This window comes from Stenotrophomonas riyadhensis, assembly GCF_040256885.1.
Taxonomy (GTDB): domain Bacteria; phylum Pseudomonadota; class Gammaproteobacteria; order Xanthomonadales; family Xanthomonadaceae; genus Stenotrophomonas; species Stenotrophomonas riyadhensis.
Map to the genome: position 1 here is coordinate 4,160,824 of NZ_CP155568.1, position 15,992 is coordinate 4,176,815.

The 15,992-nt window shown below is 67.8% G+C and carries 11 protein-coding genes; 7 read left to right on the forward strand and 4 right to left on the reverse strand.

Features of this window, described 5'->3' with window-relative positions; all coding sequences use genetic code 11:
• Positions 1 to 212: 212 nt before the first annotated feature.
• Positions 213 to 1,136: a LysR substrate-binding domain-containing protein gene (locus SriyCCGPB3_RS19200; RefSeq protein ID WP_153854640.1), complete on the forward strand. Its 924-nt coding sequence runs from the start codon at positions 213 to 215 to the stop codon at positions 1,134 to 1,136.
• Positions 1,137 to 1,224: 88 nt separating this feature from the next.
• Here SriyCCGPB3_RS19200 and groL read toward each other — a convergent pair whose 3' ends face one another.
• A complete protein-coding gene (gene groL / locus SriyCCGPB3_RS19205) occupies positions 1,225 to 2,874 on the reverse strand; it encodes a chaperonin GroEL (protein WP_110713905.1) in 1,650 nt (549 codons plus the stop codon).
• Between the two features lie 81 nt (positions 2,875 to 2,955).
• A complete protein-coding gene (locus SriyCCGPB3_RS19210; RefSeq protein WP_006396661.1) occupies positions 2,956 to 3,243 on the reverse strand; it encodes a co-chaperone GroES in 288 nt (95 codons plus the stop codon).
• Between the two features lie 357 nt (positions 3,244 to 3,600).
• Between SriyCCGPB3_RS19210 and SriyCCGPB3_RS19215 the strand changes: the two genes are divergently transcribed.
• The 5 genes from SriyCCGPB3_RS19215 to SriyCCGPB3_RS19235 all read left to right on the forward strand — a co-directional run bounded on the left by SriyCCGPB3_RS19215 (position 3,601) and on the right by SriyCCGPB3_RS19235 (position 11,893).
• Entirely contained in the window at positions 3,601 to 5,391 is a 1,791-nt protein-coding gene (locus tag SriyCCGPB3_RS19215; RefSeq protein ID WP_153854642.1) for an endonuclease, read from the forward strand.
• Positions 5,392 to 5,459: 68 nt separating this feature from the next.
• Complete coding sequence (cutA, locus tag SriyCCGPB3_RS19220) at positions 5,460 to 5,798, forward strand: divalent-cation tolerance protein CutA (RefSeq protein ID WP_010481118.1); 339 nt, start codon at positions 5,460 to 5,462, stop codon at positions 5,796 to 5,798.
• Positions 5,795 to 8,179, forward strand: a complete 2,385-nt coding sequence (locus SriyCCGPB3_RS19225) for a protein-disulfide reductase DsbD domain-containing protein (RefSeq protein ID WP_350259630.1) — start codon at positions 5,795 to 5,797, stop codon at positions 8,177 to 8,179. Before cutA ends, SriyCCGPB3_RS19225 begins: the two co-directional genes overlap by 4 nt.
• Entirely contained in the window at positions 8,176 to 8,739 is a 564-nt protein-coding gene (locus SriyCCGPB3_RS19230; RefSeq protein ID WP_180854012.1) for a TlpA family protein disulfide reductase, read from the forward strand. The genes SriyCCGPB3_RS19225 and SriyCCGPB3_RS19230 overlap by 4 nt, the downstream gene beginning before the upstream one ends.
• A gap of 631 nt (positions 8,740 to 9,370) precedes the next feature.
• Complete coding sequence (locus tag SriyCCGPB3_RS19235; protein WP_350259631.1) at positions 9,371 to 11,893, forward strand: sulfite reductase flavoprotein subunit alpha; 2,523 nt, start codon at positions 9,371 to 9,373, stop codon at positions 11,891 to 11,893.
• A 78-nt stretch (positions 11,894 to 11,971) separates the two neighbouring features.
• On the opposite strand, the gene SriyCCGPB3_RS19240 is transcribed toward SriyCCGPB3_RS19235, so the two are convergent.
• The gene (locus SriyCCGPB3_RS19240; RefSeq protein ID WP_350259632.1) at positions 11,972 to 14,509 is read right to left on the reverse strand and encodes a methyl-accepting chemotaxis protein; all 2,538 of its coding nucleotides are present in this window, start codon (positions 14,507 to 14,509) and stop codon (positions 11,972 to 11,974) included.
• A 204-nt stretch (positions 14,510 to 14,713) separates the two neighbouring features.
• On the opposite strand from SriyCCGPB3_RS19240, the gene SriyCCGPB3_RS19245 reads away from it, so the two are divergent.
• Positions 14,714 to 15,553, forward strand: coding sequence for an arylamine N-acetyltransferase family protein (locus tag SriyCCGPB3_RS19245; RefSeq protein ID WP_110713912.1), 840 nt, complete (start codon positions 14,714 to 14,716; stop codon positions 15,551 to 15,553).
• A gap of 65 nt (positions 15,554 to 15,618) precedes the next feature.
• On the opposite strand, the gene SriyCCGPB3_RS19250 is transcribed toward SriyCCGPB3_RS19245, so the two are convergent.
• Complete coding sequence (locus SriyCCGPB3_RS19250) at positions 15,619 to 15,990, reverse strand: VOC family protein (protein ID WP_324187246.1); 372 nt, start codon at positions 15,988 to 15,990, stop codon at positions 15,619 to 15,621.
• Between the last annotated feature and the right edge of the window lie 2 nt (positions 15,991 to 15,992).

A 15,992-nucleotide genomic window follows, 5' to 3' on the forward strand; every position in this document is an offset into this window, starting at 1 on the left:
TCGGCCGTTGAAGGTGGCCGGGCGATGCGGGAACGGGCGCTGCAGCAGCCGTGCAGGCAGTCTAGGAAAGGCCTGCGTCGCGGGGAAACGATGTCTCCTGCACGAGGAGTTGAGCGGGGCTCAACGTGCGCGACGCGCGCGCGACAGCCTGCAGTGCGGTCGATATGCTGTCGCAGCGCGGCGCGTGCCGACGCGGTTACAGGAGAGTTGAGATGGGTGCGGTGCTGCCGCTGCTGGGCCTGCGGGCCTTCGTTGAAACCGGCCGACATGGCAGCCTGACCACCGCCGCCGATGCGATGGGGGTGACACCTGGTGCAATCAGCCAGCAGCTTCGACAGCTGCAGGAGCGGCTGGGCGTGAGCCTGTTCGACCGCACCCGGCATGGCGTGGTGCTCAGTGCAGCCGGCGCGCGTGTGTATCCGGAGCTGCTGCAGGCCTTCGATCAGATCGCACAGAGCCTGCAGACACTCGAACGCTGGGAAACACGGTGCACGCTACGCATCAGCGCGGCACCGAGCTTCGCCGCACAGTGGTTGGCGCCGCGACTGGGCGGGTTCAGTGCGTTGCATCCGCAGGTGGACGTGCAGCTGGACTCGAGCGCGGCGTTGGTCGACCTGCGCCGCGAGGGGGTGGACATCGCGATCCGTCATGGACTGGGCCGCTACCCTGGCCTGCATGCCGAGCACCTGATGGCACCGGTACTGCTGCCGGTGGCCAGCCCTGCGCTGCTGGCCAGCGCGCCTGCCGTGGGTACAGTGCAGGATTGCCTGCAGCTGCCGCTGCTGCAGGACGCCGACCGCAGCGACTGGCGGCTGTGGTTCCAGGCACTGGATCTGCCCGTCGATGAACGACTGGAGCGCGGCCCTGCGTTCGATGACGACCTGTTGCTGATCCGCGCGGCGGTGGCCGGGCAAGGCATCGCCCTGGTGCGCGACATCCATGCGGCCGAAGAACTCGCCAATGGCCGGCTGCAGGTGGTGATTGACCAGCCCTGGCCACAGGCCTTTGCCTACTACGCGGTGACGCGTGCGGACGGCGAGGCCAACGCTGCGATACCTGCTTTCATGACCTGGTTGCATGCAGCACTGATGACGCCGCAGGCAGCAGGCACACACACCCTGCAGGACGCAGGATGAGCCGCTCGGAAAGCGATGCCATTGCAGCCGGCCACAAAAAAACCCCGCCTTGCGGCGGGGTTTTTCATTGCGGGGCGAACGTGGGGACTTAGAAGTCCATGCCGCCCATGCCACCCATGCCGCCCATGCCACCGGCGCCACCCATGGCCGGCTCGTCCTTCTTCGGAGCTTCGGCAACCATGGCTTCGGTGGTGATCATCAGGCCAGCGATCGAGGCCGCGTTCTGCAGCGCCGAACGGGTCACCTTGGTCGGGTCCAGGATGCCGAACTGCAGCATGTCGCCGAACTCGCCGGTGGCGGCGTTGTAGCCGAAGCTGCCGGTGCCTTCCTTGACCTTGTTGATGATGACCGACGGCTCTTCACCGGCGTTGGCCACGATTTCGCGCAGCGGGGCTTCCATCGCGCGCAGGGCGATCTGGATGCCGTGGTTCTGGTCTTCGTTGGCACCCTTCAGGCCGGCCAGTGCGGTGACCGCACGGACCAGGGCCACGCCGCCGCCCGGGACCACGCCTTCTTCAACGGCTGCACGGGTAGCGTGCAGGGCGTCGTCGACGCGATCCTTCTTTTCCTTCATTTCGATTTCGGTCGAAGCACCGACCTTGATCACGGCAACGCCGCCGGCCAGCTTGGCCACGCGTTCCTGCAGCTTCTCGCGGTCGTAATCCGAGGAGGTGTCCTGGATCTGGGTCTTGATCTGGCCGACGCGTGCGTCGACGGCAGCCTTGTCACCCACGCCATCGATGATGGTGGTGTTCTCCTTGGAGACCTGCACCTTCTTGGCGCGGCCCAGGTCCTTGATGGTGGCCTTTTCCAGCGACAGGCCAACTTCTTCGGAGATCACGGTGCCGCCGGTCAGCACGGCCATGTCTTCCAGCATCGCCTTGCGACGGTCGCCGAAGCCCGGAGCCTTGACGGCCACGACCTTGACGATGCCACGGATGGTGTTGACGACCAGGGTGGCCAGCGCTTCGCCTTCGACTTCTTCGGCAACGATCAGCAGCGGCTTGCCGGCCTTGGCGACGCCTTCCAGCACCGGCAGCAGGTCACGGACGTTGGAGATCTTCTTGTCGTGCAGCAGGATGAACGGGTCATCCAGGTCAGCGGTCTGCGACTGCTGGTTGTTGATGAAGTACGGGGACAGGTAGCCGCGGTCGAACTGCATGCCCTTGACCACGTCCAGCTCGTTGTCCAGGCCCGAGCCTTCTTCAACGGTGATCACGCCTTCCTTGCCGACTTCCTTCATCGCGTCAGCGATGATCTGGCCGATCGACTCGTCCGAGTTGGCCGAGATGGTACCGACCTGGGCGATCGCCTTGTCGTCGGCGGTCGGCTTGGAGATGTTCTTCAGCTCGGAGACGGCGGCCACGACGGCCTTGTCGATACCGCGCTTCAGGTCCATCGGGTTCATGCCGGCGGCCACGGCCTTGGCACCTTCGCGGATCAGGGCCTGGGCCAGCACGGTGGCGGTGGTGGTGCCGTCGCCAGCGTCGTCGTTGGTGCGGGAAGCGACTTCCTTCACCATCTGCGCGCCCATGTTCTCGAACTTGTCAGCCAGTTCGATTTCCTTGGCGACGGAAACGCCGTCCTTGGTGATGGTCGGAGCACCGAAGCTCTTTTCCAGCACGACGTTGCGGCCCTTCGGGCCCAGGGTGGCCTTGACGGCATTGGCAAGAACGTTGACGCCGCGCACCATGCGCGAACGGGCGTCTTCACCGAAACGAATATCCTTGGCAGCCATTGCAATTACCTCATTGGTAGCGCCGGACCGGGCCCGGCGGCTGGGATTTGGGGATCAGGTTGAAGCAGGTCGCGCCGGGGCTCAGCCGATGACGGCGAGCACGTCGTCTTCGCGCAGGACCTTGTACTCGACGCCTTCGCTCTTGTACGAGCTGCCGGCGTACTGGCCGTAGATGACCTTGTCGCCGACCTTCAGCGACGGAGCGCGCACGCTGCCGTTGTCCAGCGGCTTGCCCGGGCCGACGGCCACGACTTCACCCTTGGTGGACTTTTCCTTGGCCGAATCCGGAATGACGATGCCACCGGCGGAGATTTCGTCGGCTTCGATCGGCTTGACCACAACGCGGTCGTGCAGCGGCTTGATGCTCATGAGAGACCTCTTAAGTTATTGATTGGTCTGAAAAAGTCTGGCGATGTTAGCACTCACCCCAGGTGACTGCCAGCATTGCTCGCGAAAAAGCCCGATGAATCGGGAGCAGGACAGAGATGGAGCTGGCCCCGGACCTTTCAAGGCCGCTCGCGGAAAAAATTTCACTGCCCCGGGCCCGCTCGATCCGCGCCGGTGTGAAGGCCTGGAGGCCGGTGCAACGCGGCAACCCTGTCGCTGGAACCCTCGACTTTTGGTGACTGGCGTCGCACTGTCAGATATCTGACGTTCATTTACGACAAAGTGTCACTGGATCGGCCTTAGGCTCGGCCGCGCATTCCCAATCACAAGGAGTAGTCGATGCGATTGCTGTCCCCGCTTGCCGCCGCCTGCCTGCTGGCGCTGGCCGCCGCGCCGGCCCAGGCCGAGGTCTTCATCAACGAACTGCACTACGACGACAGCACCGCCGCCGGTGACGTCGGCGAAGCGATCGAGGTCGTGGCCACTGCCGGTGAGGACCTGTCCGGCTACCGCCTGTATCTGTACAACGGCGCCAACGCCTCGGCCGCGGTGGTCTACGCCAACAACCCGGTCCCGGCAGGCACCGCCGCCGGCTGCGGCAGCGCGACCATCGCCGTGGTCAGTTACCCGACCAACGGCATCCAGAACGGCCCCAACGACGGCATCGCCCTGGTCGATGCCAGCGGCAAGGTGGTGCAGTTCCTCAGCTACGAGGGCGCCATCACCGCCTCCGGTGGCCCCGCCGCCGGCATGACCAGCCAGAACATTCCGGTAGCCGAGACCAACAGCACGGCGCCGGGCACCTCGCTGCAGCTGACCGGCAGCGGCAGCCAGTACGCCCACTTCACCTGGGCCGAGTCGGCCAAACAGACATTCGGCAGCTGCAACAACGGCCAGACCTTCAGCGGTGGCGGCACCCCGGGCCCGAACACGCCGCCGTCAGTGTCCACCACCACCCCGGCGCAGGGCAGCAGCACCTTCCCGGCCGCGGCCGATCTGGAAGTGGTGTTCAGCGAAACGGTGAACCTGGCCAGTGGTGCGTTCGCCCTGAGCTGCGGCACCTCCGGCAGCGTACCGCTGACCTACCCGGCCAGCGGCCGCAGCGTGAAACTGTCCACCAACACCGCGCTGGTGGCCGGTGAAGCCTGCCGCTTCGACATCCGCGCCGCGCGCATCACCGACCTGCAGGGCGCACACCCCGCCGCCGACAGCCGCATCGCCTTCACCGTGGCCAGCACCGGCGGCAATCCGGACCCCGGCAACCCGGGCGTGCCGGCCGGGTACTACTCCAAGGTCAATACCAGCAGCCCCAGCCAGCTGCGCTGCTCGCTGCACGCGACCATCAAGGGCCACACCGCCTACCCGTACAGCGGCTCGGGCACCAGCACCTGGACCATCCTGGAAATCGCCGACGAGGATCCGAACAACAGCGGCAGGATCCTGGATGCGTACCGCAACCGCAGCTACGCCAAGGTGACCGATCGCGCCGGCAGTGGCAGTGGCCTGAAGTACAACCGCGAGCACACCTGGCCGAACTCGCTGGGCTTTGCCAGCACCACCGGCGACAAGGGCCTGCCGTACGCGCCGTACACCGACACCCACATGCTGTACCTGACCGACGCGCAGTGGAACGCCGACCGTGGCAACAAGCCGTTCGGCAAGTGCGATGCGAGCTGCGGCGAACGCGCCACCGAGGCCAACAACGGCCAGGGCGGCGGCAGCGGCGGCTACCCGGGCAACTCCAACTGGGTGCGCACGCCGGACGGCAACACCGGTACCTTCGAGGTGTGGGGCAAGCGCAAGGGCGACATGGCGCGTGCGGTGATGTACATGGCGATCCGCTACGAGGGCGGCAAGGATGCGGCCACCGGCCAGTCCGAGCCGGACCTGGAGCTGACCGACGACCGCAGCAGGATCGTCAAGACCAGCAGTTCGCCGGCCTACATGGGCCTGCTGTCAACGCTGATCGACTGGCACCTGTCCGATCCGCCGGATGATGCCGAGCGTGCGCGCAATGACGTGGTCTACAGCTTCCAGGGCAACCGCAACCCGTTCATCGACCACCCCGAGTGGGCGACCCCGGCCCTGTTCACCTCGGCCAAGCCGGCCACCTGCCAGCTGGCCAACTGACCGCGCAACGCAGCGGTCCACTGCCGCCGCCGGGCCCTGACCCGGCGGCGGCCCTATACTCGACGGTCATGTCGACCGTCGATCCCGTCCTGCTGCTGTTGACCACCTGCCCGGACCGGGCCAGTGCCGAGCGCATCGCGCACGCGCTGGTCGGCGAGCGCCTGGCCGCGTGCGTGACCCGCCTCGATGGCGCGCAGTCGACCTACCGCTGGCAGGGCGAGGTGACCACCGACGCCGAGCTGCAGCTGCTGGTGAAAACCACCGCGAGTCGCGTCGATGACGCGATTGCCCGGATCGTCGAACTGCATCCGTATGAACTCCCGGAGTGCATTGCGGTCGAAACCCGGGCCGGCCTGCCGGCGTATCTGGACTGGATCCGGGCACAGACCCGGGAGGACACTGATTGAAGACTCTGTTTGCGCGTGGCGCCGCCCTGTGCGCCCTGTTGTGGCTCTCGCTGCCGGCGTTCGCCCTGGATGAGAAAGACCTGCTGCCGGTGGACCAGGCGTTCGCACTGACCGCGACCGCCGCCGAGCGTGGCCAGGTGCAACTGCAGTTCAAGATCGCACCGGGCTATTACCTGTATCGCCACCGCACCAGCGTCAAGGCGGATCCGGCCTTCAATGCCGGCGCGCTGCAGATGCCCAAGGGCGACAAGCACCACGACGATTTCTTCGGCGAAGTCGAAACCTATCGCGAACGCCTGCAGGCCACCCTGCCCGGCACGCCGACCGACGCCGCCGGCACCATCAGCCTGGAAGTGCGTTACCAGGGCTGCGCCGATGCCGGTGTCTGCTACCCGCCGCAGAAGCGCGTGGTGCAGGTCACCCTGCCCGGTGCCGGTGCACAGGCCAACGCCCCGGCTGCACGCACCGGTGCGGCCAGCCCGTTCAACAACCCGCTGGCCGGTGCCGGCAACAGCGGCGGCCTGCGCCTGCCGGGTGCGGCCAGCAACAGCCAGGCGCTGCCGCTGCCGTCGGAGCAGGCGTTCGGCTTCGACGCCATCGCCAGCGACGGCAATACCCTGCTGCTGCGCTTCAGCCCGGCACCGGGCTACTACCTGTATCGCGACCGCACCTCGCTGAAGCTGGAAGGCAGCACCGGTGTGCTGGCCGACAAGCCGCGCTGGCCGGCCGCGCAGTCGCATCGCGACGAGCACTTCGGCGATGTCTCGGTCTACTTCAACCAGGTGGAAGTGCCGCTGCCGCTGCGCCGCTCCGTCGCCGCTGCGGTCGACAGCACCCTGGTGGTGACCTTCCAGGGCTGCCAGACCGATGGCATCTGCTACCCGCCGATGACCCGCCGGGTGAAGCTGTCGATCCCTGCCGGCAAGATCAGCGCCAGTGCCGATCAGGCGCCACCGCGCAACGAGGTGATCAGCCCGCTACCCGCTGCCAGTGGCGCACCGCGCGAAGCCGCCAACGGCGCCCCGTTGCGCCTGCTGCCGACCGTGCCCAACGATGGTGCAGCGGCCCCGGCAACCGTCGGCAGTGAAGGCGCAGGCAATGAATTCGCCCCCGACGCGCGCGGTGACAACGCGCTGCGCACGCGACCGCCGGTGACCACGCCGAATCCGGACCGCTCGTTCGTCTGGGTGCTGCTGCTGGCGCTGGCCGGTGGCCTGGTGTTGAACCTGATGCCCTGCGTGCTGCCGATCCTCTCGCTGAAGGTCCTGAGCCTGGCGCAGAGTGGCGAAAGCCCGCAGCGCGCGCGCAGCCACGCCCTCTGGTACACGCTGGGCGTGCTGGTCGCGTTCGCGGTGATCGGTGCGTTGATGGTTGGCCTGCGCGCGATCGGCAACGCCGTCGGCATCGGCTTCCAGCTGCAGCACCCGGGCGTGGTGGCGGCGCTGGCCTACATCATGTTCGCGGTGGGCCTGAGTCTGTCCGGCGTGTTCACCCTCGGCGGCGGCATCGGCAACCTCGGCCAGTCGCTGGCCAGCCGCAGTGGCCCGGCCGGTGATTTCTTCACCGGTGCGTTGGCCTGCGTGGTCGGCAGTGCCTGCGTCGGCCCGTTCATGGGCGGCGCGATTGCCTACGCGTTCATTGCCCCGCCGCTGAAGGCGATGACCGTGTTCCTGTTCCTCGGCCTGGGCCTGGCGCTGCCGTTCCTGCTGATCGGCTTCGTGCCGGCGCTGGCACGCCGCCTGCCCAAGCCGGGCCCGTGGATGGAAACGCTCAAGCACGTGCTGGCCTTCCCGATGTATGCCACCGTGCTGTGGCTGCTGTGGGTGCTGGGCAAGCAGCGCGGCGTGGACGGCATGGCGCTGGTACTGGGTGGCCTGCTGCTGCTGGCCTTCGGCCTGTGGCTGTTTGAACGCAACCGCTGGACCGGCTCGCGCGCCGTCACCCTGCTCGGCGTACTGCTGGCGATCGGTGCACTGGTCCCCGCCTGGGGCGTGACCCAGCTGGCAGCGCCGGCGCGTGCCGCACAGGCCGCCAGCGACAACGTGGTGGAGTATTCGCCGCAGTTGCTGGACCGCCTGCGTGCCGACAACCGCGTGGTGTTCGTGAACATGACCGCCGACTGGTGCGTGAGCTGCAAGGCCAACGAGCGCGCCGTGCTGTCGCGGCCGGAGTTCAAGGAACTGCTGAAGCGCACCAACGCGGTGTACATGCGCGGTGACTACACCAATGTGGACCCGCAGATCACCACGTTCCTGGAAGAGCACAAGGCCGTGGGCGTGCCGCTGTACGTGGTGTACGGCCCCGGCGCACCGCCGACCGTGCTGCCGACCCTGCTGACCCAGGCGGTGGTCGAGGAAGCGCTGCTGCGCACCGCACGATGAAGTGGCAACGGCCAGCGCTGCTGTGGACAGCGGTGCTGGCCGCCGGCCTTGGCCTGTGGGCCGGGCATCGGCTGGCACCAGCACCAGCGGCATCCGACACACCGCCTGCCGCGTCCCCTGCTGCCGCCGCGACGCCTGCACTGCAGGTGGGCGACCTGCTGCCGGCGCTGACGCTGCCGGATCTCGATGACCGACCGCTGGACCTGCGCCAGCGCTTCGCCGGCCGCCCCCTGCTGATCAACGTCTGGGCCAGCTGGTGCGCGCCCTGCGTGGAAGAAATGCCCGAGCTGGCCCGCTTCGCCCGCGGCCAGGGCGACAATGGTGTGCAGGTTCTTGGCCTGGCGCTGGATACCCCGGAGGACGTGCGTGGCTTCCTGCAACGGGTGCCGGTGGGCTACCCGATCGTGATCGAGACACCCGGGCCGCGCGATGCCAGCGTGCAGCTGGGCAATACCCAGGGCCTGCTGCCCTACAGCGTGCTGTTCGATGCACAGGGGCGGCTGGTGAAGGCGAAGCTGGGACCGTTCGCCCACGGCGAGATCGACCGCTGGGTGAAGTGAGGGTGTTTTTTGCAGGGCTTGCAGCCCTGCACCCTGCTCAATGCAACGGCAACGGCAACGGCAACAACCAAAGCCAAAGCGGGCATTCCGTGGGATGGCGGGGCACTGTGGGTGGTCAGGACACGCCGTAAACCCGTCCATGGGGGCTCGATGGCGCCATCCATGGCGCCAACGGTCCTGACCACCCACACCGCCCCACCTCTGACAGATCTTCGCGGCTGTTGGTAGGTGTCGACCTTGGTCGACACATCTGTCAGATATCGATATTCAGAACGGAATCAGACCCCGTGCCGACCAACGGTCGGCACCCACCAAAGCAGAACGCCGTTCCGACAGATCGCAGGAAACTGTCGAAGGCGGGGTGGGTCCGGTTGAGGGGGCGTGAGCGCCATGGATGGCGCGACCGAGGCTACATGGACGTATTCACGCCGCCCCCCGCAACCGGACCCACCCCGCCATCCCACGGATAGCCCGCTTTTGACGTTGACGTTGCCTCGGCGGGTGCCGGGCGCCGCCCGGCCGGTACCCCCCTGCTTGACCGCAGCCGGAGCGCCACGGAGAATTCCGCGACTAATTCTCATTTGCTGTTGCGCAGGATGCGGGCGGCAGCCTTCCAGGCCCTCCTCCTTCGATGTTCAAGAACGTCCTGTTCCAACTGCACTGGCTGCTGGGCATCACCGCCGGTGCCGTCCTGGCCGTGATGGGCCTCAGCGGCGCCGTGCTGTCCTTCGAGGACGAACTGCTGCGCGCAGCCAACCGCGGCTTCGCCGAGATCGCCGAACACCATGCCGACGGCCAGCTTCCACTTGCGCTCAGCGAGCTGGTGCCGCTGCTGCAGGCTGGCAGCGAACGCCCGCTGCAGCGCCTGCGCGTGGATGCCACCGGACAGCGGCCGTCGGTGGCGCGCTTTGCCGGCGGCAAGGAACACTGGGTGTACTTCGACCCGTACAGCGGTGAGCGCTTCAGCGCCTTGCGCGGGCAGGCGTTCTTCGACTTCGTCGAAGACCTGCACCGCCACCTGGCCGCGGGCGAGCGCGGCAAGTGGATCACCGGCAGCTGTGCGATCGCGCTGCTGTTCTTCACACTGTCCGGCCTCTACCTGCGCTGGCCTCGCCGCTGGTGGCACTGGCGCAGCTGGCTGGCGGTGGAATGGACGCGCAGCGGCCGTGGTTTCCTGTGGAGCCTGCACTCGGTGATCGGCACCTGGGTGCTGCTGATCTATCTGATGAGTGCGCTGACCGGCCTGTGGTGGTCCTTCGACTGGTATCGCAGCGCGGCCAACACCCTGTTGGGCGTCGCACCGGCCGCCAAGCACAAGGTCGCCACCGACGCCGCCCTGAACCTGGAACGCATCGAAGCCACGCTGTATGCACTGCCCGGCGTGCGCACCGGCTTCATCGACCTGCGCCTGCCAGAGAAATCGGGGCAGGCACTGAATGTCCGGGTGATGGCCGGTGATCCGTCGCAACGTGGCGGCCACCACGATCGTGCGCATGATCTGCTGCAGCTCGATCCGTCCAGCGGTGCGGTTCTCGAGGCCCGTCCGTACGTGCGCCAGGGCGCTGGCGGACAGCTGGCCACCAGCGTGTTCGCGCTGCATTCGGGCAGCTACTTCGGTGTGCCCGGGCGCGTGGTGGTGATGCTCAGCAGCCTGGGCATGAGCCTGTTCTTCATCACCGGCTGGATGCTGTACCTGGACCGCCGACGCAGCCAGCGTGCGGCGCGAGGGCTGCGCCGGTCGCTGCCCACGACGTCTGCCGAGGGTGCCGGCGCACCGTGGCTGGTGGTGCACGCCAGCCAGAGCGGCCTGGCCGAACAGCTGGCGTGGCGTGCGGCCGCACAGCTGCAGGCCGCCGGTCATGCGGTGCAGGTGCTGCCGCTGGCCCGCGCCGATGCCGCGAAGCTGCAGGCCACCTCCCAGGCATTGTTCGTGCTGAGCACCTTCGGCGACGGCGAGCCACCGGATGCAGCGCGGCGCGCTGCACGGCTGCTGCTCGCGCAACGCCTGGACCTGTCGCGCCTGCAGTTCGGCCTGCTCGCACTGGGTGACCGCCAGTACCCGCGGTACTGCGGCTTCGGCCGCCAGTTCGATGGCTGGTTGATCGGCAACGGCGCGCGGCCGCTGTTCGAGCGCATCGATGTCGATGCCGCCTCGGTGCCGACCCTGCGCCAGTGGCAGCAACAGTTGGGTGCACTGACCGGTATCACCACCGATGACAGCGTGCTGCCAGCCGCCACGCAGATGCATGACTGGCGCCTGCTCGGCCGTGACCGTCTCAACCCGGGCAGCATCGGTGGCGCGATCTGGCGTATCCGCCTTGCCACGCCGGCCGATGTGCAGTGGCAGGCAGGTGACATCCTGCACATCGCGCCGCGCCACAACGCGCGGCATGCCAGCGCGGTGTTGAAGGCGCATGGATTGGATCCGCTGCAGCCGCTGCTGGTCGACGGCCATCCGCGCACACTGCTGGCGCTGGCCAGTGAACGCGAGCTGCCCGATGCCGATGCCGCGCTGGCGGTGCAGGACGCCTGCCTGTGGCTGGCAGCGCTGCCGCTGCTGCCTGGCCGCGAGTACTCGATCGCCTCCTGTACGGATGATGGCGTGGTGGAGCTGGTGGTGCGGCTGGTGCAGGACGCCTCAGGGCGGGCAGGGCTGGGTTCGGGCTGGCTGTCGCTGCATGCGCCGATCGGTGCTAGCATCGTCGCCCGTGTGCACCACAATCCTGGATTCCATCGTGTCGGCACTGCCCCGATGGTGCTGATCGGCAACGGCACCGGCATTGCCGGCCTGCGCAGCCTGTTGCGCGAAGCTGCCCACGCAGGCGAGCACGGGCACTGGCTGCTGTTCGGTGAGCGCCAGCGCGCACACGACTTCCTGTTCGCCGACGAGATCGAGGCCTGGCAGGCCGACGGCCATCTTGCACGGGTGGACCTGGCGTTCTCGCGCGATGGTGAGGGTGGCTACGTACAGGATCGCCTGGGTGCGGCCGTCGATGCGCTGCGCGAGTGGATGCAGCGCGGTGCGGTGATCCATGTCTGCGGCTCGCTGCAGGGCATGGCCGAAGGCGTGGACCAGGTGCTGCGCGCCGCGCTGGGTGATGACGCAGTGGAAACGCTGCTGGAGACCGGGCGCTACCGCCGCGACGTGTATTGAGCCACAAGGGTAGTGCCGGCCGCTGGCCGGCATGATCATGGACGGTGCCGGCCAGCGGCCGGCACTACCGGAACAGAATCAGGCCGCAGCGCGCGCCCGTGGCATTGGCTGCAAACGGAACGCGCCCACGGCTTCTGCCAGGGCATGCACCTGCGCCTGCATCTGCGCAGTCGAGGCCCCCGCCTCTTCCACCAGACTGGCGTTGCGCTGGGTACTGGCCTCCATCTGCACGATGGTCTGGTTCACCTGTGCGATGCCGGCATGCTGGTCCTGCGACGCGCTGCGGATCCCGGCCAGCAGATCCGCCAGCTGCTGCACGCTGCCGACAATTTCGCCCATCGTGGTGCCAGCCTGTTCGGCCTGCTGGTTGCCCTGGCCCACACGCGTCACCGAATCCTCGATCAATCCCTTGATCTGCTTGGCCGCCTCGGCACTGCGCTGTGCCAGCAGGCGCACTTCGGCAGCCACGACGGCGAAGCTGCGGCCCTGCTCTCCGGCACGTGCCGCTTCCACCGCCGCGTTGAGCGCGAGGATGTTGGTCTGGAAGGCGATGCCATCAATCAGCTGGGTGATGTCACCGATCCGCCGTGAGGCTTCGCTGATGCCATGCATGGTTGCCACCACCTGGCCGACCGCCTCACCGCCGCGCTGGGCCACTGCCGCCGCGCCCTTGACCAGCGCATCCGCACGGCCAGCGGCGTCAGCATTGCGGCCCACGGTATCGGTCAGCTCATGCATCGACGCTGCGGTCTCTTCCAGGTTGGCGGCCTGCTGCTCGGTGCGCTGTGACAGGTCGTGGTGACCGGCGACGATCTCGCCAACGCCGGTATCGAGGCTGGACGTGGCCTGCTGGATCCGGGTGACGATGCGGCCCAGTTGCGCGACGGTGGCGTTGGCATCATCGCGCATGCGCGCGAACACGCCCTGCAGTTCACCCTCCATGCGTACGCTGAGATCACCACGGGCGAGCGCAGCCAACAGCGCCTGCAGATCGCCGAGGTTGGCCTCGAAGGTGGCCAGCAAGCGGTTGATGCTGGTGGACAATGTACGTACGAAGCCCTGCTTGCCCTCCAGCGCGATGCGCCCGTGCAGGTCACCGTGCGCGGCCGCGTCGACCAGGGCCGCCACTTCGGTTTCCAGCAGGGTTTCCAGCGCACGGCTGCGCCACTCCACCGCCACGCCGAGGAAATGCCCCTCGTCGACAATGGGATTGGCAACCAGCTGATAGCGCACACCGGAATGGCCGATCTCGCGTTCTTCGCGTTGTCGCACGCCAGCCAGGCTGGCCAGCGCCGGATGCAGGCCTACTGCATCGCTGCCCACCAGCTCATCGCCCTGGCGTTCCAGCTGCAGCAGCAGCGCCGGGTTGGCATAGGCCACCTGGCCTTCGGCATCGACCACCATCAGCCCGGTCTGCGCACTGTCCAGCGCCTGGCGCACGCGGGTGTTGCCGCGCGCCACAGCACGTTCGGTCTCGATGCGCGCGCGCAGGCGCTGCTGCATGTCGACCAGGCGCTGGGCAAGCTGACCGATCTCATCGTTGGCGTTGTACACACGCAACGTCGTGTCCAAGCGGTCGTCGGCGATATCGCTGGCGAAGCGCAGGGTGTCCTGGATCGGCTGGCGCACCGCGCGCAGCACCAGCACCAGGCTGGTGATCAGCACGCCAGCGACCAGCAGCAGGGTCAGTACGAACAGCACGCTCATGGTGCGTGCGCCGGCCTGCTGGCGCGCCTGCGCCCTGGCCAGCGCCGCCACCTGGGCCTGCTGGAAGGCGGCCAGCGCCGGTGCCACGCCGGCAGCGGTATCCAGCAGCGACTGCGCCTCCACATCCAGGCCGACGCGGGCCGCGGTGTAACCCAGCAGGGCAACCTGGTAGCCCTCCATTCCGCTGCGCAGGGCATCCTGCACGTCGGTGGACAGGCCCGCCAGCGCGAGATCGAACGGCAGCTTCTCCTCGCTGGCGCGGTCGGCATGGACGGAGTCACCATCCAGCAGCAGCAACGCCTCCTGGCGGCGCATCTTCTGCAGGGACAGCGCCAGCGCGGGCCGCTGCTGCGCATCCACCTGCGCCTGCAGCGTGTCTGCAGCCTGTTGCAGTTGCGCAGCGAGGCCGGCCTCACCGCGGCCCATCTCGTCGACCCGTTCGAACAGGGCCGCCACGCCCTGCGAGAAGGCGTCGGCGGCTTCGGTCAGCGCCTGCAGCGCCTTGCGCCGGCCGGCATCCATCGGCATCGCGCGCAGCGCCTGCAGGTCGGCCTGCAGCGCCTTCTGCATGGCCAGCAGCTGGCTGCGGTCAGCATCATCGAAACTGCGTGCATACTGGGTCTGCAGGCGACGCGCTTCCGCCACGCGGGTGGCCAGGCTGGCGGCCAGGTCACTACCGCGCTGGTAGCTGGCCTGGGTGCGTGCGGCCTGCGCACTGCCATGTCCAGTCCAGGCGTGGACGGCGGCGATCGCCACCAGCCCCAGGCCACAGACCCACAGGGTCGCCTTGAGCTTGTTGGCTACGCTGAGCCGGTGTGGTTGCAGCCACAGCAGCAGGCCGGGGGACACCGAACGCAACGTGGCAAGACGCGTGCGCAGGGACCGGAGGTGGGGAACAACGGCCGACATGACAGACTCCAGGCGGAAGGACGCACCTGTATCGGCTGGATATGGAGCAACTTTAGGGGTTTTTTTGGTTCAGTCGCACCGACTGCTGGCGGACGCCGCCTTTGTACCCGGCACACGCGACGGGGCGATGACACCAGCACGGTGCTTGACCTCAACCCCGGTTGGGGGAGCACAGTGGACCTCCCTTCCCCGCCCGGTGCCCCCATGACGACGCTCGATGTTCCCCGCTACCTGCAGCGCCTGCAGCTGGATGCGCCGCCGCCGCTGACGCTGGCCGGCCTGACCCTGCTGCAGCAGCGCCACAACGCGCTGCTGCCGTTCGAGACCCTCAGCTGCCTGCTGCGCGATGCGGTACCGATCGACCTGGACAGCGTGCAGCGCAAGCTGCTTGACGACCGCCGTGGCGGTTACTGCTTCGAGCTCAACGGCGGCCTGCTGGCGCTGCTGCAGGCGCTGGGCTTCGATGCGCAACCGTTGAGCGCGCGCGTGCTGCTGGCCGCCCAGGACGGCCAGCTGACGGCGCGTACCCACCTGCTGCTGCGCGTGCACGTGGACGGTGATGACTGGCTGGTGGACGCCGGTTTCGGCAGCCTGACCCCGACCGTACCGCTGCGCCTGCATGACCCGCAGCCGCAGGCCACGCCGCACGAACGCTACCTGTTGCAGCGGTTGGAAGACGGTGGTGATTTCGTGCTGTCGGCCGAATCCAGCGAGGGCTGGCGGGCGATGTACCGCTTCGATCTGCAGGCGCCGGCGCCGATCGACAACGTGGTGGGCAACTGGTACGTGTGCACCCATCCCGACTCCAGTTTCCCCGGCCAGCTGCGCGCATCGCTGACCGGCCCGGACTGGCGCCGCACCATCGGCAGCGGCAACTACACCGAGTATCGCCTCGGGCAGGCGCCGGACAAGCGCCCGCTGCATGACGTCGGAGACGTGCGCGACGTGCTGGAGCAGCGCTTCGGCATCCAGCTTCCGGACGACCCGCGGCTGGATCCCGCGATCAACGACTGGCTGCAGCGCTCACGCGCCGCGACGGTGTAGAGCCGAGCCGATGCTCGGCTGAGCGTTGGCAGCTGGGTCAACAGCAGCCGAGCATCGGCTCGGCTCTACAGAACCGCGCGCGCCTGCAATGCAATCCGGTTGCCTTCGCTGTCGCGGATCTCGGCCACGCGCCAGTCGCCGGCATCGGCCGGGCCGAAGCGCAGCTCGGCCCCGGCCTGCAGCGCACGCTCGAGGCTGGCATCCAGGTCATCGACACCGATATAGATGCGCGTGCCCTGCTCGGAGGGCAGATAGTCCGCGCCGTGCACCAGAGCAATGCTGGCACCGGCGGCCTCATCGGAAAACGGTAGATAGGCCATCCGGCAGTCGTGCAGCACGATGGGTTCGTCCACCGCAACCTGCAGCCATCGCTGGTAGAACGTGATGGCCCGGTCCAGGTCACTGGCCGGGATTTCCACATGCAGGATCGGGTTCACTG